This window comes from Perlucidibaca piscinae DSM 21586, from assembly GCF_000420045.1.
Classification (GTDB): domain Bacteria; phylum Pseudomonadota; class Gammaproteobacteria; order Pseudomonadales; family Moraxellaceae; genus Perlucidibaca; species Perlucidibaca piscinae.
Genome location: NZ_ATUE01000007.1, coordinates 320586 through 346239, shown reverse-complemented (window position 1 = coordinate 346239; position 25654 = coordinate 320586). Strand labels below are relative to the sequence as shown.

The following is a 25654-nucleotide window of genomic DNA, read 5'->3' as shown; positions in this document are numbered from 1 at the left end:
CCCGGCCGGCTGCCGGCCAGTGCTCACGCATGAAAAAGCCCGGTCATTTGACCGGGCTTTTTCATGGCAACCGCACATTCGGGGCAGTGGCGAACCCTGCCCCGGCCAGCGGCACTTACTTCTCGAGGATGGCCACGACGCCTTGACCGCCGGCGGCGCAGATCGAGATCAGGCCACGGCCCGAGCCCTTCTCGTTGAGGATCTTGGCCAGGGTACCGATGATGCGGCCACCGGTGGCGGCAAACGGGTGACCGGCAGCCAGCGAGGAGCCGTTGACGTTGAGCTTGCTGCGATCGATGGAACCCAGCGGGGCATCGAGACCCAGACGCTCCTTGCAGAACTTGGGGTCTTCCCAGGCAGCCAGGGTTGCCAGCACCTGCGAGGCAAAGGCCTCATGGATTTCGTAGTAGTCGAAGTCCTGCAGGGTCAGGCCGCGACGGGCGAGCAGACGCGGCACGGCGTAGGCCGGCGCCATCAGCAGGCCTTCCTTCTTGTGCACGAAATCGACCGAGGCCACTTCGCCATCAATGAAGTACGCCAGGATGGGCAGACCGTTGGCCTTGGCCCAGTCTTCCGAGGCCAGCAGCACCACCGAGGCGCCGTCGGTCAGCGGGGTCGAGTTGGCGGCGGTCATGGTGCCGGTTTCGCGATCGCCAAAGCAGGGCTTGAGGGTGGCCAGCTTCTCGATGTTGGAATCCGGACGCAGGTTCTGGTCACGCTTCAGGCCCAGGTACGGGGTCATCAGGTCGTTGAAGAAGCCGCGCTCGTAGGCAGCGGCCAGCTTGTGGTGGCTGGCGACGGCCAGGGCATCCTGGTCTTCACGCTTGATGGCCCACTCGGCAGCGGTGATGGCAGCATGGTCGCCCATGGCCAGGCCGGTGCGCGGCTCGCCGTTGCGCGGCACTTCGAGGCCGATGTGACCCGGGCGCAGCTTGGCGAGGGTCTTCAGCTTGTCACCCACGGTCTTGCCGCGATTGACTTCGAGCAGCAGGCTGCGGATGCCGTCGCTGAGGCCGATGGGCGCGTCGGAGGTGGTGTCGACGCCGCCGGCAATGCCGGACTCGATCTGGCCGACAGCGATCTTGTTGGCGACCAGGATGGCGGCTTCGAGACCGGTGCCGCAGGCCTGCTGGATGTCATAGGCCGTGGTTTGCGGGTCGAGGGCGGTGCTGAGCACGCATTCGCGGGTCAGGTTGAAGTCACGGCTGTGCTTGAGAACGGCACCGGCGACCACTTCGCCAATGCGCTTGCCGCCGAGGTTGCAGCGTTCGACCAGACCGTCGAGGGCAGCGGTGAGCATGTCTTCGTTGGAGGCGGTGGCGTAGACGCTGTTGGAGCGGGCGAACGGAATGCGGTTGGCACCGACGATGGCAACGCGGCGAAGAGTGGTCATGAGGAGTCTCCTGTGATGATGGCAGGCAAGCTAGCACAAGTCATGGACATGGCATTGGCCGAAATGCAGATGTACCGACGGCCCACGGCAAACTGTCCGACGAAAGGGATTTGCTAGGCTGCAGGTTGCGGCATGGTAGCGCTTCGTCGCCCCTATCGCCTAGCGCTCGCCAAGCGCGCGCAAATTGACTAGGCTCCGCACCACCCCCGTCTGTCCTGAACGGACAGACCTAGCGCGAATTTCGAGTCATCAAGGACAGTGCATCATGAGCGATCGTTATCTGGATTTCATCAACTCGCCCGTCGGTCAGATGGTCGCCAAGAACCTCGGCCTGCCGGCACCCCAGCCGCTGGAACGCCATGAGGAAGGCAAGCCCGTGGTCAGCGGCGACGTACTGCTCGGCGCCGCCGCCGGCAGCGATCTGACCACCACCATCGCCGGCATCCTCGGCAAGTTCAAGGCCAACGTATTCGCCAACTTCGACAGCGGCGTGCACGCCGCCGCCGCTGCCGCCAACCTGTCCATCCAGGCCTATGCCGCGTCGGCCGAAGACAAGCAGAAGTTCAAGGCGCTGGTGTTCGATGCCTCCGGCATCACCCGCTCGGACGACCTCATCGCCCTGCACAGCTTCTTCAGCCCGGTGATCCGCAAGATCGCCTTCAGCGGTCGCATCATCGTCATCGGCCGCACCCCCGAGCTGCTCGACAACCCCAAGCATGCCACCGCCCAGCGCGCCCTCGAAGGCTTCGTGCGCGCCATCGCCAAGGAAGTGAAGAAGGGCTGCAACGCCCAGCTCATCTATGTGGCGCCGGGTGCCGAACAGGGCCTGGAATCCAGCCTGCGCTTCTTCATCTCGCCGAAGTCGGCCTATGTGTCGGGTCAGGTCGTGCGCCTGAGCAATACCGGCATCGCCGGCGAGACCCCGGACTGGAACCGCCCGCTGAACGGCAAGGTGGCCCTGGTCACCGGCGCCTCGCGTGGCATCGGTGCCGCCATCGCCCACACCCTGGCCCGTGACGGCGCTCACGTGATCTGCCTGGACGTGCCGCAGCAGGAAGCCGACCTGCACCAGGTCGCCGGCGAGATCGGCGGCTCCGTGCTGGCCCTGGACATCACCTCGGCCGAGGCCCCGGGCCGCATCGCCGAGCACTGCAAGAACGCTCACGGCGGTCTCGACATCATCGTGCACAACGCCGGCGTCACCCGCGACAAGACCCTGGCCAACATGAAGGAACAGCTCTGGAACATGGTGATCAACATCAACCTGTCCTCCGAAGAGCGCATCAATGACGAGCTGCTGGCACAGAACGTGATCCGTCCGAACGGTCGCGTCATCTGCGTGTCGTCGATCTCGGGCATCGCCGGCAACATGGGCCAGACCAACTACGCCGTGTCCAAGGCCGGCGTCATCGGCCTGGTCAACAGCTCGGTGCCGGCGCTGCAGGCCAAGGGCATCACCATCAATGCCGTGGCTCCGGGCTTCATCGAAACCCAGATGACCGCTGCCATTCCGTTCGCCATCCGCGAAGCCGGTCGCCGCATGAACTCGATGTCGCAAGGCGGTCTGCCGGTCGACGTCGCCGAAACCATCGCCTGGTTCGCCAACCCGGCCTCCTCGGCGGTCAACAACAACATCGTCCGCGTCTGCGGTCAGAGCCTGATCGGCGCCTGATCTCCTCGCGGCTCCCGAACCGGCGGACATCGACAGGTGTCCGCCGGTTCTGCCTTTATCAGGAAGACACTCCATGACAGTACGTGAACTGGACACCCTGCCCGGCGCGCTGGGCCTGTATGCCAAGGCCGTGGTCGGCGGTCTAACCAAGAAGAACGGCACGCTGCCGGATCTGACCCTGGTGCTGAAGTCGCACAGCATTGATCGCGCCCACCTCGCCGACTACAACCGCGTCTGCGGCTTCCCGCTGCGCGAAACGGTGCCGTCGACCTATCTGCACATTCTCACCTTCCCACTGCAGATGCTGCTGATGACCGATGCCAGCTTCCCCTATGCCCTGATGGGCCTGGTGCATGTGCGCAACCGCATCGAGCAGCTGCGCCCGGTGCGTGCCGGTGAAACCCTGCGCTTCAGCACCACCGTGGGCAATCTGCAGCCGCACGACAAGGGCGTGACCTTCGATCTGATCAGCGAAGCCTTTGTCGGCAGCGAAAAGGTCTGGGTTGGCGTCAGCACCTACCTGCGTCGCCAGCCCGTGCCCAAGACCGACAAGCCTGCGCGTGCCGAGCGCCCGGCCAAGGTCGCCGCCGAGAAGCCCAAGGCCAGTGCCTTCTGGCAGATCCCGGGCGACATCGGGCGCCGCTACGGTGCCGTTTCGGGTGACCGCAATCCGATCCACCTGTATGCCGCCACCGCCAAGCTGCTCGGTTTCCCGCGCGCCATCGCCCACGGCATGTGGACCAAGGCCGCCTGCCTGGCCGCCATCGAAAGCCGCCTGCCGGCCGCCTACAGCGTCGATGTGCAGTTCAAGCTGCCGGTGCTGCTGCCGGCCAAGGTCGCGTTCAGCTCGGATGAAACCGCCGACGGCATGACCTTCAGCGTCAATGACGCGCGCAAGGGCCGTCCGCACCTCAGCGGCGTGGTCAGCGCACTCTGAGTCTGCTGCACCGGGCGCGCCGGCACGGCGTCAGCCCGGAATCAGCCAGGGTCGCCCATCCCTCGGGTGGGCGACCCAGCTGAGCCGCATGGCGAACGCCTCGGCCAGCGCCTCGGCAAAACTCCCCTGCTCCCGCTCTCCGGCATGGATGACACGTCCCTGTGCCAGCACCAGCACATGGGTGGCCAGCGACCAGGCGGCATTCATGTCATGCAGGCTGGTGATCACCAGCACACCGCGCGCCGAGGCCTCATGACAGGCCGTCAGCGTGCGCTGCTGATGCGGCCAGTCGAGGGCCGTCAACGGCTCGTCAAGCAGCCACAGGCGTGGCGCGTCGTCACCCGCCAGATCCAGCTGCAAGGCATTGCGCGCCAGCTGCAGACGCTGCTGCTCACCGCCGGACAGCTGCCCCCAGCGTCGCGACAGCAGCCTGCCCAGCTCCCAGTCCGCCACCACGCGCTCGAAGGCCGTGACCAGCCGGGGATGTCGCCCGGACCACGGGAAGGACGCCAGACAAAGCATGTCGTGCACGCTGAGCTGCCCGCTGACCTCGTGCTGCTGTGACAGCACGGCACGCTGGCGTGCCCAGTCGGGGTCATGCCAGAGCGGCAGCGGCTGCCCCATCCAGCGCCATGTCGCTGTGCGCGGCGTGCCCGCGGGATGACCGGCGCAATGACGCAGAAAGGTGGACTTGCCGGCGCCGTTGGGACCCAGCACCACCCAGCGCTCGCCCGGCCGCAGCAGCAGTTCCGGCAGCTGACACAGGGCCTCGCCCTGCAGCCCCTGCAGCGCCTGTGCCGGGATATGCATCATGAGCGCCACCGACGCTGCAGCAGGAACAGGAAGGCCGGCCCGCCCAGCAAGGCCGTGACCACACCCACCGGCAGCTCCAGCGGTGCCATCAGGCGTTGCGCCAGGGTATCGGCGAACAGCGCCAGCAGTGCGCCAATCCAGACCGTCACCGGCATCAGCACGGCATGGCGCTGCCCCACCAGGCGGGCGGCCAGATGCGGCGCCATCAGACCGATGAAGGCCACGCTGCCGGCCTGCGCCACCACCAGCGCCACCAGCACGGCGCTGGCCCAGATGACTTGGCGCCGGAACCTCGGCACCGGCAGGCCGAGATGGCCGGCATCGCGCTCGCCGAGCAGCCAGAGGTCAAAGGCGCTGGCACGACGCAGGCCCCAGAGCAGCAGCAGAATGACCAGCCCCAGTGTCGGCAGCAGGCTGTGCCAGTCGGCGTAGGAGAAGCTGCCCATGAGCCAGAAGCTGCCGGCACGCAGGGTGACATCGGCAGACAGCATGAGCAGCAGCTGGGTGGTCGCGGCCATCACCGCATTCAGGGCAATGCCGGCCAGCAGCAATGATTCCGGCTCTAGCCGGTAATGTCGGGCCAGCGCCAGCACCAGTGCCAGTGCCAGCATGGCGCCGGCGAAGGCGCCCAGAGGCAGCGCCCAGACCCAGCCCTGCAGCAGCACGAGGGTCAGTACGGCCATCAGGCTGGCACCCGAGGTCACGCCGAGCAGGCCGGGTTCGACCAGACCATGACGAAACAGCGTTTGCAGCCACAGTCCGGCCAGGGCCAGGGCGGCGCCGGAGACCAGCGCCAGCACCACGCGCGGCAGCCTGAGCTCGAGCAGGATGGTGCGGCCCATCTCGCCATCGGGCAGCGTCACCACCAGGGCCCACCAGGCCAGCAGCGCCGTCGCCAGCACACTCAGCGGAACCGCCTGCCTCTGCCACATTCCAGCCGCACTCATGTTGCCTGCATCCCCTGATCAGGACTCAGGATAGGAGGCCGTCACCATCGCGTCCAGCGACACGGGTACAGGCCGTTACAGGCTGCACAAAAACTGCACAGCCATACGTCAGACGCTCACTTGTCAGCGACAGGAAACAGGTAGACAGTTTAATCAAGCCTGTCGCAGCAGGACTGCGGCATCGTGGTTGCACGCTGGGAGACTGGTCATGCTCGAGCCGCACGCACACTCGCAGGAACCCCATCCGGAGCATGGCAGCACCGCCCTGATCCTGTCCGGTGGCGGCGCACGTGCCGCCTACCAGGTCGGTGCCCTGCAAGCCATCGCCGACATGATGCCCACCGCCTGCGGCAATCCCTTTCCCATCATCTGCGGCACCTCTGCCGGGGCGCTCAATGCCACCGCGCTGGCCGTGCATGCCGCCTGCTTCAGCGAGGGCGTGGACCGCCTGCGCAGCGTCTGGGCCGGCTTCGACAGCTCGCAGGTCTATCGCACCGACTGGCCAGGCGTGCTCTCCAGTGCCCTGCGCTGGCTCAGCAACCTCGCGCTGGGCATGTTCAACAAGACCCGTCCGGTGTCCCTGCTCGACAACAGCCCGCTGCAGCAGCTGCTCAGCCAGACCCTGGACCTCAAGCGCCTGCCCGCCTCCATCCACGCCGGCCACCTGCGCGCCCTGTGCCTGACCATGTGCAGCTATACGCGAGGCGACTCGGTCAGCTTCTTCCAGGGTGCCGACAATCTCGAGGAATGGTCGCGCTCGCGCCGGCGCGGGGAACGCTGCGAACTCGGCGTGCCGCACCTGATGGCCTCGGCAGCGATTCCGCTGCTGTTTCCGGCGGTGAACATCGATGGCGAATACTACGGTGACGGCGCCCTGCGCCAGCTTGCACCGATCAGCCCGGCACTGCATCTGGGGGCGCGACGGGTGCTGGTCATCGGCGCCGGCTCCAATCAGGGCGGCCAGCCGCGACGGGCGACCCCGGGCTACCCCAGCCTGGCGCAGATCATCGGCCACATCATGACCAGTTCCTTTGTCGACAGCCTAGAGATGGACCTGGAGCGCATGCACCGCATCAACCGCACGCTCAGCCTGCTCGAACGCGAAGGCCACCAGCATGCGCAGCTGAAACCGGTGAAGTCGCTGGTGCTGATGCCCGAAGCCACCGAGATCGAGGAGCTCGCGGCGCGTCATGCCCACACCCTGCCACGCTCGATCAGCTATTTCGTGCGCGGCTCGGGCATGTTCAAGAAGGCCGGTTCCAACCTGCTCAGCTACCTGCTTTTCGAGTCCCCCTACACCCAGGCCCTGATGGACCTGGGCTACCGCGAGGCCAAGGCGCGCGAGGTCGAGCTGCGCGACTTCCTGCGGCCGGAGCTGGCGCCGCCCAGCAACATCATCTCCTTCCGCAAAGCCTGAGCCGTCAGGCCTTGCGAGGACGCTGACGCATCAGGCCTTCCTGCGCCGTCGATGCCACCAGCACGCCGTCCCGAGTATGGATCAGGCCGCGATTGAGGCCCTTGGCCGACGACGCCGACGGGGCATCCATGCTGTACAGCAGCCAGTCGTCGATGCGGAAGGGACGGTGGAACCACATGGCATGGTCGATGCTGGCGCACTGCATCCAGGGCTGAAAGAAATGCGCCTTGTGCGGCAGCATGGCGGTGCCCATGAAGGCGAAATCGGAGGCGAAGGCAAGCACGCACTGGTGCAGGAAAGGGTCGTCCGGCAGCCGGTCCTGGGCGCGCATCCAGTGCGCCCGGAACGGTTCGCGCGCTTCCAGGTTCATTGGATCGAGCGGGTCGACAGGGCGCAGCTCGATGGGCCGCTCCATCTCCAGGTAATGCCGCTGCGATTCGGGCAGCTGCAGGGCGAGGCGGCGACGCAGATCAAGCTCGCTTTCCAGGGTCTCCGGGGCCGGCGCCTCGGGCATGGGGAACTGGTGATCGAAGCCATCCTCGGCGACGGCAAACGAAGCCATCATGGTGAAGATGATCTCGCCGTGCTGCACCGCCTTGACCGTGCGCGTGGTGAAGCTGCGACCGTCACGCACACGCTCGACGCTGTACACGATGGGCGCCTCGGGATCACCAGGCCGCAGGAAATAGGCGTGCAGCGAGTGCGCCAGGTGCCCGTTCTCGACAGTGCGACCGGCCGCCACCAGGGCCTGGCCCAGCACCTGGCCGCCAAAGGCGTTCTTGCCGAAATAGTTGTAGCTCTGGCCACGGAACAGATTCACTTCCAGCGGCTCCAGATCGAGCAACGCCAGCAACTCCTTGATCACCCCGGTCATGCGAACTCCTCATGAGATACCGTCGGTGCAATCTCACCGATGGAAGACTGCACGGCAATTGTCAGCCTTTTGTTACACTCCGCTCAACCCGACCGGCCACGGACCAGCTGTCCGCCTTGAGGTCGCTGTCGGTCACTTGTCTGCTTCAGGATATTCATATGCTTCGCTGGCTTGGGTTGGACAGTATCTTCCGCGCGATCTCCCGTCGTCTCATGTATCTCTGGGTTCGCACCCAGGTCCTGCCCAACGACCTCACGCTGCTGGGCATAGATCCCGACAAGCCCATTTGCTACGTGCTGCAGAACCGCCTGCTGTCGAACGTGCTGGTGCTGGACACCGAAGCCGGCAAGCTCGGCCTGCACCGTCCGCTGAGCTCGATGCGCAGCTTCGGTCTGCGCGAGAAGCACTCCCTGCTCTGCCTTACCCGCGGCGAACAGCCCGGACCGCTGTCCCGGCCACGCCACCAGCACTCGCCTCGCCTCGCGGCGCTGATCGAGGCCGTATACGCCGATCCGACACTGGACGTGCAGCTGGTACCGGTGACCATCCTCTGGGGGCGCTCGCCGGAAACCCAGAACAGCTGGTTCAAGGCCCTGTTCGCCGACTCCTGGGCCACCCCCACCCTGCTGCGCCAGATCATCACCATTATCGTGCATGGCCGCCAGACCATGATGCGCATCAACGCGCCGCTGTCGCTGCGCCAGTTCTGCCAGCCCGACACCGATCACGAGCGCGTGCTGCGCAAGGTCTCGCGCGTGCTGCGCGTGCACTTCCGTCGTGAACGCACCGCCGCCATCGGTCCGGACATGTCGCACCGTCGCACCCTGCTCAACGAGATCATTCGTGCAGATGTCGTGCAGGAAAACATCGCCCGCGAGGTCGCGGAGCGCGGCATCAGCCGCGAGAAGGCCGAAGCCCGTGCCCGCCTCTATGCCAACGAGATCGCCTCCGACTACTCCTACCCGGTGGTCAATGCCCTGCGCATCTTCCTGAACTGGCTGTGGACCCGCCTCTACAACGGCGTCACCGTGCACCACTTCGAAGGCGTCGAGACCCTGGCCAAGGATCACGAAGTCATCTACGTGCCCAGCCACCGCAGCCACATCGACTACCTGCTGCTGTCCTACGTGATCTTCACGCGCGGCCTGATGCCGCCGCACATCGCCGCTGGCGCCAACCTCAACATGCCGGTGGTGGGTGGCATCCTGCGTCGTGGCGGCGCCTTCTTCCTGCGCCGCACCTTCAAGGACAACTTCCTCTACGGCGCCGTGTTCAACGAGTACCTGCACCAGATCATGAGCCGCGGCTTTCCCATCGAGTATTTCGTCGAAGGGGGGCGCAGCCGCACCGGACGCCTGCTCTCGGCCAAGCTCGGCATGATCAACATGACCCTGCGCAGCCACCTGCGCGACAACCACCGCCCGCTGGTGTTCATTCCCACCTACATCGGCTACGAGAAGCTGATGGAGGGCAGCACCTACATCGGCGAACTGCAGGGCAAGCCCAAGGAGAAGGAGAACCTGTTCGCACTGGTGATGTCGATTCGCAAGCTGCAGAAGGTCTTCGGCAAGGTCAATCTGAGCTTCGGCGAGCCGATCTACCTGAACCAGGTGCTCGACGAGCATCTGCCGGGCTGGCGCGAAGACCCGCAGGCCGACGAGCGTCCGGAGTTCATCCGCACCTCGCTGCATCTGGGCCGCACCATCAGCACCCGCATCAATGCCACCGCCGACGTCAACCCGATCAACCTGCTCAGCCTGGTGCTGCTGTCGACGCCCAAGCACGCCATCGACGAAGAGCAGCTCGGCGAACAGCTGATGATCTGCAAGTCGCTGCTGGCCGGGGTGCCCTACAGCGCGCATGTCACCGTGACCGATCTCGACGGACCGGCCATGGTGGCCTACGGCGAAGAGCTGAAGATCCTGCAGCGGCGCACGCATCCGCTCGGCGACCTGCTCTATCTGCATGAGGAAGACGGGGTGCTGATGACCTACTTCCGCAACAACACCCTGCACCTGTTCGCCCTGCCGTCGCTGCTCGCCGGCGTGTTCCTGCAGCGCCGCACGGCGACCACGCGCGAAGCCCTGCATCGCGTGCGTTCGGTGTATGCCTTCCTGCAGGCCGAGCTGTTCCTGGCCTGGCAGGATGACGAGCTGGAAGAGATCGTGCGCCGCTACCTCGACACGCTGTTCAGCCTGGGCCTGATCCAGCAGACCGGCAGCGATCGCTGGGCAGCGCCCGACCCCAGCAGCATCGAGCACTCGCGCCTGCACATTCTCAGCCGTGCCCTGCGCCAGACCCTGGTGCGCTACCACATGACCATCACCGTGCTGAACCAGCGCGGCAGTGACCAGCTCACCCAGCAGCAGCTCGAGGAGCTCTGCCACCTGCTGGCCCAGCGCCTGTCGCTGCTGCGGGAGTTCAGCGCACCGGAGTTCTTCGACAAGGCACTGTTCAAGACCTTCCTGGACACGCTCAAGAACCAGGGCATCGTGCGTCTGTCAGAGGCCGGCAAGCTCTGCTTCGACAGCCGCCTGACGCGCATTGCCGAAGAGGCCATGGAGCTGCTGCCGGGCGGCATACGCCAGGCCATCCTGCAGGTCACCCTGATCACCGACGACGAAGTCGCCTGCGCCCTGCAAAGCCTGGAACAGGCCAATGCCCGTCGCAAGAGCAAGGTGGCCTGACATGCCGTGCAGACTCGTCAACAACGCATTGCCTGCCGCCCTGCTCGTGCTGCTTGCCGGTTGCAGCAGCATGGGTGGCAGCGACAAGGCCTACTGGGCAGTGGGTCAGGAACCGTTCTGGCAGATCACCGTGCAGGATGAGGTGCTGGTGCTGAGAACCCCCGATCAGCCGGTCGGCGACACCATCGCGGCTCGCCACCAGCCCCTGCCCAATGGCGCCCGCTGGCAAGGCAGCCACCAGTCCCGGCCGTTCAGTTTCGAGGTGCGGGCAAGCCCCTGCCGTGACGTGATGTCAGGCGCCCTGTTCACGCACACGGCGGAATGGCAGTCGGGCAATCGTCAGGCCGCCGGCTGTGCCATCAGCGGTACTCAGGCGCCGCCCTGGCGCGAGGGCGACGCGCCCTGAGGCAGTGCCTGCGGGGCATAGAGATCAAAGCGGTTGCTCTGTCCGATCATGCGCTGATGCGGAGCCTGGCCGGCCAGATCCGGCGCCAGCCGTGGCCGCTTCACCACCACGCGACGACTTGCCAGCGCCCGTGCCAGCGGCAGCAGGGCATCGGCATCGGGATCGGCACCCACCACATCACGAAACAGCCGCATGTCCTGCTTGACCTGTGCTGACTTGTCGCGATGCGGAAACATGGGGTCGAGATAGACCACCTCGGGTCGGGTGCGCTGTTCGTCAGCCAGCCAGTCCTGCAGATGACTAACGCTGTCACCCGGCAGCAGTGTCATGCGCGCGACGGTCGCTGCCAGCTCCGGCACGGCGGCGGCACGCGCCAGACCATCGGCAAGCAGGGCCGCAATCACCGGCGAGCGCTCGCACAGCGTGACCTCGCAACCCAGGGTGGCCAGAATCCAGGCATCGCGCCCCAGCCCGGCCGTGGCGTCGACGACCCGGGGTGTCGCACCCTTGCGGGCACCACAGGCCTTGCCCACCATTTCGCCGGCGGCACTGACGCCGGGACGGGTACGCCAGGCCAGCGCACCGGACACGAAGTCGACACGCACCGGTCCCGGCAACGGGTGCGCCAGCGCCTGCAGCGCCAGGCCCTCCTCGTCGCCCCACAGCAGCAGCTGCGGCCAGTCATCCCGGCGCGACAGCTCGCGCCGGGATGGCAGCGACTCGACCCGTTCGGCCCCGACTGCCTGCTGCCAGCGCTCGCGCTGCGCGGCGCTGACCGTGTCAGCAACCACCAGCCACAACGGCGCCGCCGGCATCATCGTGTCAGCTCCACTGCACCAGACCGCTGCTGGCGCTCAGCCAGATGAACAGGCCGAAGGCGATGCGATACCAGGCGAACACCGTGAAGCCGTGGTTGGAAACGAAGCGCACCAGCGCCTTGACCACCCAGGCCGCGACCAGGAAGGCGGTCACGAAGCCGATGGCGAACACCGGCAGATCAACCAGCAGGAACTGGTCCCAGCGCCGGGCCACGGAATACACCGTGGCCGCCACCATGGTCGGGATGGCCAGGAAGAAGGAGAACTCGGCAGCGGTCTTGCGCGACAGGCCGAAGAACAGGCCCCCGATGATGGTGGCACCCGAGCGCGAGGTGCCGGGCACCATGGCCAGGCACTGGGCAAAGCCGACCTTGAGCGCATCCTGCCAGCGCAGGTCATCAAGCTCGGCAACCCGCACCACATGATCACGACGCTCGGCCCAGAGAATCAGCACGCCACCCAGGATCAGCGCGGTCGCCACCACCAGCGGGTTGAACAGATGCCCCTTGATGAAGTCGATGGCGAAGAAACCGATGACCATGGCCGGCAGAAAGGCCACCAGGATGTTGATGCTGAAGCGCCAGGAGCCGGCATCGCGCTGGAACAGGCCGCGGGTGACATCCGTCAGCTTGGCACGATAGTCCCAGCACACCGCGAGGATGGCGCCGAGCTGGATGGCGATCTCGAACACGATGCGCTTCTGCGGCGTCCAGAAGTCCATGAGCTCGGCAGCGACGATCAGGTGACCGGTGCTGGACACCGGCAGGAACTCGGTCAGGCCTTCGACCACCCCCATCACGAAGGCTTGCAGGTACAGCATCCAATCCATGTCTTGTCGTCCTAGTGGTCAGGGGTGGTGATGGTGGTCAGAGCGCCGTGTCGGCGGCTGGCAGGGCAGCGGCGGCATAGGCGGCATGAAAGGCGGAGGGCATGCGGCGCAAGCGCCCTTCGGCGATGTCGACGCAGACGAAATGGGTGCTGCCGCGAAACACGGTAACGCCGTCATCCAGTCGCACGAACTGATACACGCGGTACGTCGACAGCCTGTCGACGGCGGTGAGCCAGGTTGCCAGGCGCAGACGCTCGCCGAGACGGGTGGCATGCAGGTAATTGAGCTGATGCTGCCGCACCACCATGCCGTGCCCCAGCGCCTCGTACTCCGCCGGCCCCAGGCCGAGCGCGCGTGAATGCGACCAGGCCACGTCTTCCAGCCACTGCAGGTAGACCACGTTGTTGGTGTGGCGCATGACGTCGATGTGCTCCGGGGCCACCTGCACATCCAGCGTATGCGGGCAGGGATAGTCCCAGACCGGTTCGGAAGAAAGGCTCATGCTCAACGCCCCGGCAGTTTCTGCCAGACATCATCGCGGAGATAGACCGGCAGGGCCAGCTCCGGGGCCAGTGCCCTGCCCGCCTCGACCTCGGGCAGCGCCAGCCAGGCCACATCGGCGGCATCCGGGGCGCCATCGGGCAGCACATCACTGACCGGCAGCTGAACCTGCAGCAGATCGGCATAGGTCGCCCAGCCCGAGCCGATGGCGCCGGCAGGTTCAGCAGAGGCCGTCGTCTGCTGCTGCCAGCAGGCGGCAACCGCCTCCGGCACCTGGCCAGGCCGGCAGGCCAGCTCCGGCAGCAGGGGCTGCATGCGCTGATCGACATCAAGCCGGAACAGGCCGAGATAGATCTCCTGCATGCGCGCATCCAGGCTGGCTGCCACAACCTCGACCTGACGCTGTCGCCAGGCGCTCTGCGCCAGCGCACGCAGGCTGGATACGGCCACCACCGGCAGCTCGGCACCCAGTGCCAGGCCCTGGGCGACAGCAGCGGCGATACGCACCCCGGTGAAGGCGCCAGGACCGCAGGAATAGGCAATGGCATCGAGATCATGCAGGCTCGCGCCGACCTCGGCCAGCACGGCATCGACCATGGGCAGGATGAGCTGGGTCTGCTGGCGCGGGGCGTGCTGGCGACGTGCGACGGTGATCAGTTCGCCCGCGTCGTCACGGCTCAGCAGCGCGACCGAACAGGCTTCGGTGGCAGTTTCCAGGGCCAGCAACTTCATGCCGATTCCGACTCCAGGGTGTTGATGAAAGTGAAGAAGGCTCGCACCTCGTCCAGGCTGCGGGTACGCCGCATCGGCGGCAGACTCTGCAGGAAGAGCTGACCATAGGGCCGCCCGACCAGACGCGGATCGCAGACCATGAGCACGCCGGTGTCGAGCACGTCACGGATGAGACGGCCGGCACCCTGCTTCATGGCGATGATGGCCGCCGGCAGCTGATAGGCCGTGAACGGATTGCGCCCCCGCGCTTTATACGCATCCAGGCGGGCGGCGACAACCGGATCCACCGGCGAGGCGAAGGGCAGCTTGTCGATGATCACCAGCGACAGCGCCTGGCCGCGCACGTCGACCCCCTCCCAGAACGCGCCGGTGGCCAGCAACACGCATTCCGGCGTGCTGGCGAAGCGGCGCAGCAGCTCGGCCTTGGGCTGGGTGCCCTGCACCAGGAAGGTGTAGTCGAGCTGCCTGGGCAGCCACTCGGCCGCCTCCTTGAGGGCGCGGTGCGAGGTGAACAGGAAGAAGGCTCGCCCGCCGCTGGCACGCAGCACCGGCAGTGCCGCCTCCAGAGTGGCACGGGTGTACTCGCGCGCTCCCGGGTCGGGCAGGTCGCGCGGCACGTAGAACAGGGCCTGCTGCTCGTAGGCGAAGGGGCTGGGCAGCTGCAGGGTGTCGATGTCGTCGGGCAGGCCGAGCTGGGCGCTGATGTGACGGAAGTCCTCGCGTACGGCCAGCGTCGCCGAGGTCAGCACCCAGGCCATGGGCTCCTGGTCGAGCAGGGCGCGGAACGGGCCGGACACTTCCAGTGGCGTCCACTGCAGCACGAAGCCCTTGCGGAAGGTCTCGAACCAGTGCACCTGGTTGTCGGGTGTCGGTCCGGTGAGTTCCTCGAAGGCCTCGCCCAGATCCTCGGCGCGCCGGTGACAGCTTTCCAGGCCCTTGCTGCGGTCCTTGAGCGCGGCCAGGGCATCGGTGACGGCTGCGAGACCAAGCTGAACCGCCGTGATCGCTGCCGGCAGCTCCGCCTGGCCGGACAACTCCGACCAGATGCCCTTGCGGGCGTCCTCGCCCATGAGCAGGCGGAAATGCGCCAGCCGGGTCTCGACCTGCTGCACCAGGTCGTTCATGCCGCGCAGGTCACCGCCGGCTGCCAGCACCTCGCGCAGGGCATCCTGCAGCAAGTCGTGGATCTGGCGCGAGGACAGGCTCTGGCCGAAGAACATGGCGGCGGTTTCCGGCAGCTGGTGCGCCTCGTCGAAGATCACCGCGTCGACCTCAGGCAGCAGATCCCCGAAGCCCTTGTCCTTGAGCGCCTTGTCGGCGAAGAACAGGTGGTGGTTGACGACGATGAGCTCGGCCTCGGCGGCCATCTCGCGCGCCTTCATGAGCGGACAGTCGGCCAGCTTCGGACACTCCTGGCCCAGGCAGTTGTCGGCGGTGCTGGTGACCAGCGGCCACACCGGCGAGTCCTCGGCGATGTCGAGCAACTCGGCGATGTCACCAAGCTGGGTCTTGTTGGCCCAGGCAGCCACGCGATTGAGGTCATGCACTGCCTGCCGCGAATCCAGCATGCCCTCGCCCAGGTGCTGCTCGAGCCGGTAGGGACAGAGGTAGTTGCTGCGGCCCTTGAGCAGGGCCGTGCGTACCGGCCGGCCGAGCAGGCGGCGGACGTTGGGCAGGTCGCGGTGAAAAAGCTGGTCCTGCAGGTTGCGGGTGCCGGTGGAGATCAGCACCTTGTGTCCTGACAGGATGGCCGGGACCAGGTAGGCATAGGTCTTGCCGGTGCCGGTACCGGCCTCGACCAGCAGCAGGCGGCGCTTGGCCAGTGCCTGCTCGACCGCCTCGGCCATGCGGATCTGCGGCTCGCGCGGCTGGTAACCGGGCACCTGGGCGGCGAAAACGCCATCCGCACCCAGCGCCTGGCGGGCATTGCCGACCGGCACGGGGGACTTGCCCGGCACATCGCGTGTGTCAGGAGGGATCAGCAGGTCGGACATGAGGAAGAACTCCGGCGAGGCCACCGGAGTGTAGCAAAGGTTGGCGGATTCCGATGGCGAGACGTGGCGCGGATGGCGCCCGGATCAGGCGGCCGGGGATGGCCGCCACCGTGTCACTTCTTCTGCCACTGCCCCTGCGGCGTCTTGATGTAGGTGCCGGCAGCGGCCTTGGCGATCACCTTCTCGCCCGTCATGGCAGCGACCTGGGCCAGGGTGGCGCCGTTCTTGCGCGCGATCTCCTCGTAGGCCGCCTTGCGCTTGGCATTGATGTCGGCGGCCAGTGCCACCGCATCCGGCGTTGACTGCACCACGCCGAGATAGCCGTCCGGCTGCTCGCCGAGCAACCCCTGGGCCTTGGCGGCATCGAGGTCGAGAGCCATCACCAGCGGGCTGATGCTCAGGAACAGGATGGCGAGAAACCCCTTGAACCGTGTCATGTCACGTCTCCTCAGAAAAGCGTGCTGTTGGTGGTGAGCTGATCGATGTCCTTCTCCACCTTGAGGCGGATCTCGTGATCGATCTTCACGTTCATGTTGATGGTGATGGGCTCCTTGGGAGCTTCCAGCGCGATGCGGGGCATGCAGGCCGCCAGCGGCACCACGGCAAGCAGACAAAGCAGTCTCATGGTCAATTCCTTTTACTGGGTGACACCGTTGCCGCCATGGCGGTCGATGACCTGCTGCGAGATCTCGTCACTGATGCGCAGGCTGCGCAGCAATTGCAGCACGTTTTCACGATGACTGTAGTTCAAAACGACGGGTGGCTGCATCGGTTGAACGCTGTCGCCACGAATTTTCACACGCGCATCCAGCCAGCCGTCATCGGCCATGTCGAGACGGGCATCGAACTCGCTGACACGCATGTCGCTGAGGGTATCCATGGCCAGCTGCACGGCACGGTTGGACTGGCTCATGGCCTGCACCGCCGGGGAGCGCGGCACCTGCAGGGTGAGCCCGCCCTCGTTGCGCAGCACGCCATCACGAATGGCCAGCGAGCGCTGCCCCAGACGCAGCGGCAGGGTGCCGCCAACCCGGCCGCCAAGACGTACCGGAGGCGCTTCCTTGCCCTCCAGCGCGACCAGCTGCGCCAGATCGAGTCCGCGCAGCGTCACGGTCTGCCACTCGCTTGAGGGCCAGGACAGCACCGCAGCCGACAGGCTGCCGCCAAGCAGGTTCGCCGAGGCATCACGTATCTGCCAGCGCTCTGGCGTGCCCTCCAGCTCGAACCTCGAGTCGGTGATGTCGGTACCGATGGCCACGGTGGCAATGCGCACCGGTCCGCTGCTGGCCAGCCGCCAGGCGTCCGTCGCGTACCGGCCCTGCACGCTGGCATCGAGACCGCGCAGCGTGGTGCTGCCCGAGTCCAGGCCGAGATCGCGCAATTGCAGCGAAGCATCGGCCTGCCAGCCATCCGCCTGGCGCCAGCGCCCGCTGCCGGAAACCGTGCCCTGACGCAGCACCAGGCCGAGCGCCCCTCCCATGTCGGGGTGTATCGGCGAATCGAGCGTGAAGGTGCCCTGCAGCGGCTTGCGCTGCCAGTCCGCCGTCACCGCCGCTCGGCTCTGCCAGGCCGGAATCTGCACATCCACCATGGCGCGACTGCCGTGCAGACTCAGCTCGCCGCGCCAGGTCGGAACGCGCTGGCGCGGCATGGTCGCGCCCTCACCGGCAAGCTGCAAGCGGCCGCTGAGCGTGCCGTCCCGCCAACGCATGGCCGTTGTCGCCTGCGCCGTCACCGGCTGCAGCAGCACGGTGCCAAACAGTGACCGGCGCAGCTCGACACGGGCACCGGAAAGCAGCTCGATGCTCCCGTCAGCATGCTGGCGCCAGTCGCCACGCAAGCCCAGCTCGCCACCGGAAGTGGCCATGATCAGGCGCGAGCCGGCCTGCAGCCGGCCTTGCCAGAGGTCGCCAGCCCGTCTGGCCGTGACCGTGCCCTGTACCGGCCAGCCCTGCCAGCGACCGTTGAGTTCGGCCTGCAGCGGCCAGTGCGGGGCACGCACCGCGCTCACCGGCAGGCGAATGGCCAGATCGCGATCCGGCGCGCGCAGACGCAGCTGCAGGTCGGGCCCGCTGGCGCCCTCAACACCCACCTTGCCCTCCCACTGCCCGCTGAGCGCCATGCCCTGCTCGCGCCCGGACAGGATCACGCTGCCCTGCCAGACCGGCAGGCCATCCTGCCAGGACAGCTGGCCCTGCGGACTCTCCAGCGTCAGCTCGCGCACGCCGAGCTGCCAGACCAGCGTACCGGGCAGGTCGCGCGCCCACGGCAGCGTGAGCGGCTGCAGCAGCTGCCAGCGCAGGCCACCCGGCAGCTGCAGACGTGCTGGCAGCAAGGTCAGCTGACGGGCATCCCAGCGCAACGGCCAGCGCCCTGACCAGTCACCCTGGTCCAGCACCAGCTCGCCATCGCCGGCACGCCCGCCCGGCGCGCCGCGCACCTGCAGGCGCGCCCGGCCCTGGGGCCCGTGCAGCTGCAGACCGGCCTGCAGCGACTCGACATGCGCGGCATTGCCCGCTGCCGTCAACACCTGCCCCGGACTCAGGCGCCAGCCGGCGGGCAACGGCAATGCATCCGGCACGGCGAGCTGAGCACGCCAGCCCAGCTGTTGCCAGATCAGGCTGGCGTGAGCGCGAGCGCGTTCCGGACGCGCCGCGAGCCCCAGATCGCTGCCGCTCACCGTCACTTCACCGTCATGCTGGAGCCCCTGCCAGCGGCCCCTGCCCTGCACCCTAACCTGTCCGCTGAGATCCTTGCGCCAGGCGGCGGCCTGCAGGCTGCCCGTCAACACCCAGGTCGCTGTGGCGCGACGATAGTCAGCCTGCAGCTGCTGACCGGGCAGTGCCGCCTGCACGCGCCAGAGCCCGTCATGGTGAGACAGCGTCAGCGCTGCTGCCGAGGGCAGGCCGGGAACCCCCTGAAGTTCGGCGATGGCGAGTCGGAACGGCGGTGCCCAGCCGGGCGCTGCCGGACGCAAAGGCTCGCTGCGCGGGCAGCTGCCCAGACGCACGCGATCCAGCTGCAGGGACACTGGCCATTGCCAGGCCAGGCGGGCGCGATCACCCGACACTGACAGGCAGTCGTCCTGCCAGAGCTGCCAGCCACCGACCACCAGCCCCTGCTGCCAGCCTGGCCGCTCCACGCGCAGCCCCGACAGCCAGGCTGCGATGGCCACGGCCAGGGCCAGCAGCAACGCAGCGGCGAGGACGATGCCACCCGGAATGCACAGCCAGGCCACATGGCGGGCCCGTGTGATCCGGGTGGCATCCGTCATGCCACGGACACCGTCTTCAGCGCTGCCTCGACGCGCGGCACCAGCAGATTGACCATGAGCTGCACATGGTGCTCGTCGACATTAAGCGCCGGGATGTATTCGTAGCGCTGTCCGCCGTGGTGCCTGAAATGCTCGCCGTTCTCGATGGCGATTTCCTCCAGGGTCTCCAGGCAGTCGGCGGAGAAGGCCGGGCACAGCACCTGCACAGACGCCACGCCGTCACGCCCCCATTGCGCCAGCAGGTCGTCGGTGTAGGGCTTGAGCCACTCCTGCAGGCCGAAACGGGACTGGAAGCTCATCACGCACGTCGACTCGTCAAGACCGAGCCGGGCGCGCAGCGCCGCTGTAGTGGCCTGGCAATGCAGGGGGTAGGGATCGCCCTTGTCGGCATACGGCTGGGGAATGCCGTGGAACGACAGCAGCAGCCGGTCGGCCGGACCGTGCTCGGCCCGGTGCGCCTCGACGCGCAGCGCCAGCGCCTCGATGTAGTCAGGATGCACGTGGTAGTCACGGACCAGCTGCAGCGCCGGGTAGCGGCGCTGGCTGAGCTGCCAGCGCGCGACCTGGTCATGCACCGGCGCGGTCGAGGTTGCGGAGAACTGCGGGAACAGCGGCAGCACGATGAGCTCGTCATGATCGGCCACGCCGGCAAGGGCCACCGACAGACGCGGATTGCCGTAGCTCATGGCTGGCAGCACGGTGAGCTCGGCCTCGGGAAAGCGCTGCTCGAGCCGGTCACGAACCGCGATGACCTGTTGCACCAGGGTCAGACGCATCGGCGAGTCGACTTCCCAGATCCCGGCATAGGCCTTGGCAACGCGCGGCGAACGCAACGGCAGGATGAACAGGCGCAGGATGAAGAACCAGACCAGGCGCGGCACCTCGATCACGCGGGGATCGCTGAGAAACTCGCGCAAGTAGGCGCGCACACCCGCTGCGGTGGGCGTGTCCGGCGTGCCCAGATTGGCGAGGATGATGCCGATGCGGGGGCGTCGGGAGGTGGTCATGGTGTTCTCTCTTCAGTGGCAGGGCCACGGCAGCCCGGGGGAAAGGCATTGGAACGAATGCGCTGCCTGCCGGGAAGACTACAACGCGCGGCGCCCTCGCCCAAGCCGTTGCCGTTGGCGCAGACACAAAAACGCCGCGACAAGCGCGGCGTTCTGCGAGCAGTTCGGCAACCTTACTGGAAGGTGGCGAGCAGGCGCTGGGTGATGTCGTCGACCGAACCCACGCCTTCGACCAGGGTGTAGCGGGCAGCACCGGGCTGACCGGCACGCTCCTGGTAGAATCCGACCAGCGGCTGGGTCTGGCTGTGATAGATGTCGAGACGCTTGCGCACGGTCTCTTCGCTGTCATCCGGACGCTGCACCAGGTCTTCACCGGTGACGTCATCCTTGCCATCCACCTTGGGCGGGTTGTGCTGGACGTGGTAGACGCGACCCGAGCCCGGGTGCACGCGGCGACCGGACAGGCGAGCGATGATTTCCTCGTCGGCAACGCGGATCTCGATGACGTGGTCAATGGCCACGCCGGCATCGATCAGGGCCTGGGCCTGGGGAATCGTGCGCGGGAAGCCGTCGAACAGGAAGCCCTTGGCACAGTCAGCCTGCGCGATGCGCTCCTTGACCAGCCCGATGATCAGATCGTCGGAAACCAGGCCACCTGCATCCATCACCTGCTTGGCGGCAACGCCCAGCGGGGTGCCGGCCTTGACGGCAGCACGCAGCATGTCGCCGGTGGAGATCTGAGGAATGCCGTAACGGCTCATGATGATCTGGGCCTGGGTGCCTTTGCCGGCGCCCGGAGCACCCAGAAGAATAATACGCATGTAACCGTCTCCCATTTCACGAGGCGGCAAGGATACCCGCCCGCCGCCCCTTCTCACAAGCAAGAAGGGGACAGGCTGAGACTAATGGTGAATCAACGGCGCACGTCGGATATGCGCAGACGCACCAGGCCGGACTGGCCGCGCTTGACCGGAACACCGGCAGCTTCCCAGTCACCGGCTGCCGGGGTGGCCGAGCCGGTGGTGGAGATCTTGGCTTGCAGCACCACGGTTTCCTGATCGGACAGACGGCGCTCCGGCATCAGGTTGTCGGCATCGGTGAGGCGCAGTCGCAGCGGGAACTGTCCGGCGTCACGACGCCAGGCCGCGATGGGCATGGGCGGACCCTGCAGAGCGCGCGCAAACACGAACACGGTGGCATCCGGCGGCAGCTGACGCGCCAGCTCCGGCGCCAGCGTCACCTCGATGTCGTAACCGACAGCCGCATCGGCCACGACAGCCCCGGTGCTGGCGCTGGTGAGCTGACGTGCTTCCGCCAGCAGCCGCTCGACCTGCAGTGCAGCGGCGCCCTCCTCCGGACTGTCCGGCTGCGGGTTGGCGGCACGCAGTGCCTGCAGGCGCTCGAAGGCCTGCACGGCCAGTTCGCCATCGCCGGCACGCAGGCTGCCCAGCCCCAGCATCAGCCACGCACCCTGATGGCCTGGCTTGGCCTGCAGCCAGCGGTTGAGCAGCGCCAGCACGGGAGGCTCGATGGCGCCCTGCTGACTCATGATGGAAGCCTGGATGTAGGTGAAGACGATCTGCTCGTCATCGGGCTTGAGCTCGGCCGCACGGGACAGCGCCTGCTTCGCCTGCGCCATGTCGCGCACCTGCAGATGGCCAAGGCCCAGCGCCAGCCAGCCGTCGGCCTGGTCGGGGCGCTCCTGCACGCGACGCTTCATGACCTGCATGAACTCGCCAAGATTGTGCTGCTGCGCCTGCGCACGCGGTGCCTGGCCGGCCAGCACGCGATCCACGTCCTCGCGGATGGCCGCCTGCAGCGCCAGATCCGCTTCCACGCCGGGATCCCTGAACAGGCCCAGATAGAGGCCGGCAGCCAGTGCCGGAACGATCAGCAGCAGCACCAGCGCCAGCGCGCGCAGCGAGCGTGCGGGGGTGACGGATGCAGCGGGGGCAGTACCCTCGGCATCCGCCAGCAGCGCCCGATCCAGCTCCAGCTTGAGCGCGGCATAGGTCTCGGCATCGATGCGCTGGCTCATGTGGTCGGCATTGAGCTCCTGCAGACGCTCCTTGTAGACGCGCGCCGAGAGCTGACGGGCCGGCAGTCCGGTGTCCGCAGGACGCCCGCGCAACGGCCAGAGCAGCCAGAAGGTGATCAGCAGTGACAGCAGCAGACCGGTGCCCAGCACCGGCCAGAACACGGGGTTCATGAACGCGACTCCGATTCGGGACCATCGGTCAGCAAGGCCTGCAGGCGCTGCTGCTCGGCCGGCGTCAGGGGCTTGCCCTTGACCGGCTTGCGACGGGCGCGCAGCACCAGCATCAGGGCGGCGATCGCGAGCACGATGCCCGGGCCCCACCACAGCAGCAGGGTGCTGCCGCGCACCGGCGGCTTGTAGGTGATGAAATCGCCGTAGCGCGCGATCAGGTAGTCACGGATCTCCTGGTCGCTGCGTCCGGCACGGACCTGCTCGTAGACGCGGTCCTTGAGATCGCCCGCCAGCCCGGCATCGGATCCGGCCAGGTTGGTGTTCTGGCATTTCGGGCAGCGCAGTTCCTCGGTCAGGGCCCGGTAGCGGGCCTCCTCGGCGTCATTGCGGAACTCGCGCACGTCCACGGCCGCCCAGGACAGGCTGGCGGACAGGCTGAGAAGCACACAGATCAGCAGGCGCATGATCAGCCCTCCTTTCCAGTGGCGGCCGCTTCGGCGAGCAGGGCCTGGTAGCGCGGCTGCACCTCGTCACGCCAGGCACGCTCGTCGAGCACGCCGACCGCGCGGTAGCGGATGCGGCCGTCACGGTCGATGAGATAGGTTTCCGGCGCACCATAGACACCGAGGTCGATGGCGAGGTCACCGCGGGCATCCTCGATGATCAGGCTGTACGGATTGCCGTTGTTTTCCAGCCAGCGCAGCGCTGCTGGCCGCTGATCCTTGTAGTTGACGCCGACAATCGGCACGCCTTCGCTGGCGAGACGCATCAGCACCGGGTGCTCGACCAGGCAGGACACGCACCAGGTGGCCCAGACATTGAGCAGCAGAACCTGGCCCTTGAGCTGATCGGCGGTCAGGGTCACGGCAGGATCGGTCAGCGACGGCAGCGCGAATGCCGGTACCGGCTGCTGCAGACGCGCCGATGGCAGCATGCTGGGATCGGTGCCGTTGCGGTTCCAGAGCAGCAGGGCCAGGGCGATGAACAGTGCCAGCGGCAGCAGGAACACGAGAAAACGCAGACGCGTGGACATCAGGCTTCTCCCCGTCCGCGGGTGCGCAGGCGATAGCGACGATCCAGGGTGGCGAGGACACCGCCGAGCGCCATCAGCAACGCGCCGCACCAGACCCAGCGGATCATCGGCTTGTGGTAGACACGTACGGCCCAGGCCTCGCCATCCAGCGGCTCGCCCAGGGCGACGTAGAGGTCACGCCAGGTGTTGCCGACGATGGCGGCTTCCGTCATGGGGTTCTGCTGCACCCGGTAGATGCGCTTTTCGGGATTCAGCTCGGCCTGCCAGTCACCTCGGCTGACCACCAGGTGGCCGCGCTGGGCCGTGTAGTTGGGCCCCGGGACCTCACGCACACCGTCAAAGCGGAAGCTGTAGTCGTTGATCACCAGCGCCTGCCCCGGCACCAGACGGACATCCTTCTCGGTGCTGTAGGCGGAGGTGAAGGCAACGCCGATGACCGTGACCAGCAGACCGAGGTGCGCCAGCTGCATGCCCCAGTAGCTGCGTGGCAGGCGACGCAGGCCCTTCCAGCGGGAATCGGCGTTGGCGGTCTTGCGCAGGATGTCGACCAGCTGCCCGCCCAGTACCCACAGGCACAGACCGACGGAAAGCACCACGTACCAGGGCGCGCCCGCCTGGAGAAAGAGCGGATAGACCACTGCCGCCAGCACGGCCGCCACCAGCACCTTGATCATGGGCATGAGCAGCGTGTCACCAGCCTGGCGCTTCCAGTTCGCTTGCGGCCCCAGGGCCAGAAACACCAGCAGCAGCATGGTCAGCGGCACGAACAGCAGGTTGAAGTACGGCGGGCCGACCGAGATCTTGCCCAGGTCCAGGGCGTCCGCCAGCAGCGGAAACAGGGTGCCGAGCAGCACCACCACGGTCGCGGTGAGCAGCAGCAGGTTGTTGATCAGCAGGAACATCTCGCGCGACAGCAGGGCGTGGCGGCTTTCGTTGTTGAGGCTGGTGCCGCGCCAGGCAAAGATCGCCAGCGAAACGCCGATCACCACGATCAGGATGCCGAGAATGAACAGGCCGCGGGTCGGGTCCGAGGCGAAGGCATGCACCGAGGTCAGCACGCCGGAGCGCACCAGGAAGGTGCCAAGCAGGCTGAGCGCGAAGGCGATGATGGCGAGCAGCACGGTCCAGGCCTTGAACACGCCGCGCTTCTCGGTCACCGCCAGCGAATGGATCAGTGCCGTGGCCGCCAGCCAGGGCATGAAGGAGGCGTTCTCGACCGGATCCCAGAACCACCAGCCACCCCAGCCCAGCTCGTAGTAGGCCCACCAGGAACCCAGCGCGATGCCGCAGGTCAGGAAGGCCCAGGCCACCACGGTCCAGGGCCGCGACCAGCGCGCCCAGGCCGAGTCCAGGCGACCGTTGAGCAGGCCGGCCATGGCGAAGGCGAACGGTACCGAGAGACCGACATAGCCCATGTACAGCATGGGCGGGTGGAAGATGAGACCGGGGTCCTGCAGCAGCGGGTTGAGGTCGTTGCCCTCGATGGGGAAGTCCGGCAGCAGGCGATCAAAGGGGTTGGAGGTGAACAGGATGAAGCTGGTGATGGCGACGCTGACCAGACCCAGGATGGCCAGCACGCGCGCCACCATGATCAGCGGAAGGTCACGCGAGAAGCGTGCGACTGCGGAGGTCCACAGCGCCAGCACCAGGGCCCAGAGCAGCAGGGAGCCTTCATGGCCGCCCCAGACCGCCGAGACCTTGTACCAGGTCGGCAGCAGCGTGTTGGACTGGCGCGCGACATAGTCGACGCTGAAATCGTTGTCGAGGAAGGCCTTGGTCAGCAGCCCGAAGGCCAGCGCGAACAGCGCAAGCTGGGCATGTGCGGCCGAGCGTGCCATGGCCTGCAGACGCGAATCCTGGCGTATCACACCCAGCCAGGGCACGGTGCCCAGCACCAGCGCGACCACCAGGGCAAGGACCAGCGCGAAGTGACCCAGTTCAACCCACATGACGTTTCCTCGTTGCAGCGACTGCTTCAGGCCGCGCCATCATACGCACCCTGTCCGGCAAGTCCAGATAGCCACAGGGACCACAGACCGTGTGCTGGCGTACACCAAAAGTCGTGAGCCGTGACAGCAGGCAGCCTGTGTGTGCCTCAGGCGAAGAATTAT

At 66.9% G+C, this 25654-nt stretch carries 23 protein-coding genes; 5 read left to right on the top strand and 18 right to left on the bottom strand.

Annotated features, from left to right (window positions below; translation table 11 throughout):
- Positions 1-115: 115 nt before the first annotated feature.
- Positions 116-1393 carry an acetyl-CoA C-acetyltransferase gene (locus tag F595_RS0109105; protein WP_022956559.1) on the bottom strand — a complete coding sequence of 426 codons (1278 nt, stop codon included), beginning with the start codon at positions 1391-1393 and terminating at the stop codon, positions 116-118.
- Positions 1394-1658: 265 nt separating this feature from the next.
- Between F595_RS0109105 and F595_RS0109100 the strand changes: the two genes are divergently transcribed.
- On the top strand, positions 1659-3065 hold the full coding sequence (locus F595_RS0109100; protein WP_022956558.1) for a 3-oxoacyl-ACP reductase: 1407 nt from the start codon (positions 1659-1661) through the stop codon (positions 3063-3065).
- Between the two features lie 73 nt (positions 3066-3138).
- On the top strand, positions 3139-4002 hold the full coding sequence (locus F595_RS0109095; RefSeq protein WP_022956557.1) for a MaoC family dehydratase: 864 nt from the start codon (positions 3139-3141) through the stop codon (positions 4000-4002).
- Positions 4003-4032: 30 nt separating this feature from the next.
- Here F595_RS0109095 and F595_RS13575 read toward each other — a convergent pair whose 3' ends face one another.
- Together F595_RS13575 and F595_RS0109085 are read right to left on the bottom strand one after the other, a co-directional pair.
- Positions 4033-4815 carry an ATP-binding cassette domain-containing protein gene (locus F595_RS13575; RefSeq protein WP_156873850.1) on the bottom strand — a complete coding sequence of 261 codons (783 nt, stop codon included), beginning with the start codon at positions 4813-4815 and terminating at the stop codon, positions 4033-4035.
- The gene (locus F595_RS0109085) at positions 4812-5747 is read right to left on the bottom strand and encodes a FecCD family ABC transporter permease (protein WP_022956555.1); all 936 of its coding nucleotides are present in this window, start codon (positions 5745-5747) and stop codon (positions 4812-4814) included. Before F595_RS0109085 ends, F595_RS13575 begins: the two co-directional genes overlap by 4 nt.
- 223 nt (positions 5748-5970) lie before the next feature.
- Between F595_RS0109085 and F595_RS13570 the strand changes: the two genes are divergently transcribed.
- Positions 5971-7179 carry a patatin-like phospholipase family protein gene (locus F595_RS13570; RefSeq protein ID WP_022956554.1) on the top strand — a complete coding sequence of 403 codons (1209 nt, stop codon included), beginning with the start codon at positions 5971-5973 and terminating at the stop codon, positions 7177-7179.
- A 4-nt stretch (positions 7180-7183) separates the two neighbouring features.
- Here F595_RS13570 and tesB read toward each other — a convergent pair whose 3' ends face one another.
- Positions 7184-8053 (bottom strand): acyl-CoA thioesterase II, encoded by an 870-nt coding sequence (tesB, locus tag F595_RS0109075; protein ID WP_022956553.1) that lies wholly within the window; start codon positions 8051-8053, stop codon positions 7184-7186.
- 158 nt (positions 8054-8211) lie between these two features.
- On the opposite strand from tesB, the gene plsB reads away from it, so the two are divergent.
- Entirely contained in the window at positions 8212-10740 is a 2529-nt protein-coding gene (plsB, locus tag F595_RS13565; protein WP_022956552.1) for a glycerol-3-phosphate 1-O-acyltransferase PlsB, read from the top strand.
- A 1-nt stretch (position 10741) separates the two neighbouring features.
- Positions 10742-11146 carry a hypothetical protein gene (locus F595_RS0109065; RefSeq protein WP_022956551.1) on the top strand — a complete coding sequence of 135 codons (405 nt, stop codon included), beginning with the start codon at positions 10742-10744 and terminating at the stop codon, positions 11144-11146.
- Here the strand turns inward: F595_RS0109065 and F595_RS13560 are convergent.
- The 14 genes from F595_RS13560 to F595_RS0108990 all read right to left on the bottom strand — a co-directional run bounded on the left by F595_RS13560 (position 11110) and on the right by F595_RS0108990 (position 25492).
- Positions 11110-11964, bottom strand: coding sequence for a class I SAM-dependent methyltransferase (locus F595_RS13560; protein ID WP_022956550.1), 855 nt, complete (start codon positions 11962-11964; stop codon positions 11110-11112). The genes F595_RS0109065 and F595_RS13560 overlap by 37 nt on opposite strands.
- 4 nt (positions 11965-11968) lie before the next feature.
- A complete protein-coding gene (locus F595_RS0109055; RefSeq protein WP_022956549.1) occupies positions 11969-12793 on the bottom strand; it encodes an undecaprenyl-diphosphate phosphatase in 825 nt (274 codons plus the stop codon).
- A gap of 37 nt (positions 12794-12830) precedes the next feature.
- Positions 12831-13295: an acyl-CoA thioesterase gene (locus F595_RS13555; RefSeq protein WP_022956548.1), complete on the bottom strand. Its 465-nt coding sequence runs from the start codon at positions 13293-13295 to the stop codon at positions 12831-12833.
- Between the two features lie 2 nt (positions 13296-13297).
- On the bottom strand, positions 13298-14026 hold the full coding sequence (gene tsaB / locus F595_RS0109045) for a tRNA (adenosine(37)-N6)-threonylcarbamoyltransferase complex dimerization subunit type 1 TsaB (RefSeq protein WP_022956547.1): 729 nt from the start codon (positions 14024-14026) through the stop codon (positions 13298-13300).
- Complete coding sequence (locus F595_RS0109040) at positions 14023-16020, bottom strand: ATP-dependent DNA helicase (protein ID WP_022956546.1); 1998 nt, start codon at positions 16018-16020, stop codon at positions 14023-14025. The genes tsaB and F595_RS0109040 overlap by 4 nt, the downstream gene beginning before the upstream one ends.
- Positions 16021-16133: 113 nt before the next feature.
- Complete coding sequence (locus tag F595_RS0109035; protein ID WP_022956545.1) at positions 16134-16457, bottom strand: YdbL family protein; 324 nt, start codon at positions 16455-16457, stop codon at positions 16134-16136.
- Positions 16458-16468: 11 nt separating this feature from the next.
- On the bottom strand, positions 16469-16645 hold the full coding sequence (locus tag F595_RS0109030; protein ID WP_022956544.1) for a YnbE family lipoprotein: 177 nt from the start codon (positions 16643-16645) through the stop codon (positions 16469-16471).
- A gap of 12 nt (positions 16646-16657) precedes the next feature.
- Positions 16658-19294, bottom strand: a complete 2637-nt coding sequence (locus tag F595_RS0109025; RefSeq protein WP_022956543.1) for a YdbH domain-containing protein — start codon at positions 19292-19294, stop codon at positions 16658-16660.
- A complete protein-coding gene (hemH, locus tag F595_RS0109015; RefSeq protein ID WP_022956542.1) occupies positions 19291-20301 on the bottom strand; it encodes a ferrochelatase in 1011 nt (336 codons plus the stop codon). Before hemH ends, F595_RS0109025 begins: the two co-directional genes overlap by 4 nt.
- Positions 20302-20474: 173 nt before the next feature.
- Positions 20475-21122 carry an adenylate kinase gene (gene adk / locus F595_RS0109010; protein ID WP_022956541.1) on the bottom strand — a complete coding sequence of 216 codons (648 nt, stop codon included), beginning with the start codon at positions 21120-21122 and terminating at the stop codon, positions 20475-20477.
- A gap of 92 nt (positions 21123-21214) precedes the next feature.
- Entirely contained in the window at positions 21215-22510 is a 1296-nt protein-coding gene (gene ccmI / locus F595_RS0109005) for a c-type cytochrome biogenesis protein CcmI (RefSeq protein ID WP_084682910.1), read from the bottom strand.
- Positions 22507-22974, bottom strand: coding sequence for a cytochrome c-type biogenesis protein (locus F595_RS0109000; protein WP_022956539.1), 468 nt, complete (start codon positions 22972-22974; stop codon positions 22507-22509). Before F595_RS0109000 ends, ccmI begins: the two co-directional genes overlap by 4 nt.
- 2 nt (positions 22975-22976) lie before the next feature.
- Positions 22977-23531 (bottom strand): DsbE family thiol:disulfide interchange protein, encoded by a 555-nt coding sequence (locus F595_RS0108995; RefSeq protein ID WP_026913431.1) that lies wholly within the window; start codon positions 23529-23531, stop codon positions 22977-22979.
- Between the two features lie 11 nt (positions 23532-23542).
- Positions 23543-25492 carry a heme lyase CcmF/NrfE family subunit gene (locus F595_RS0108990; protein ID WP_022956537.1) on the bottom strand — a complete coding sequence of 650 codons (1950 nt, stop codon included), beginning with the start codon at positions 25490-25492 and terminating at the stop codon, positions 23543-23545.
- Positions 25493-25654 lie beyond the last annotated feature (162 nt).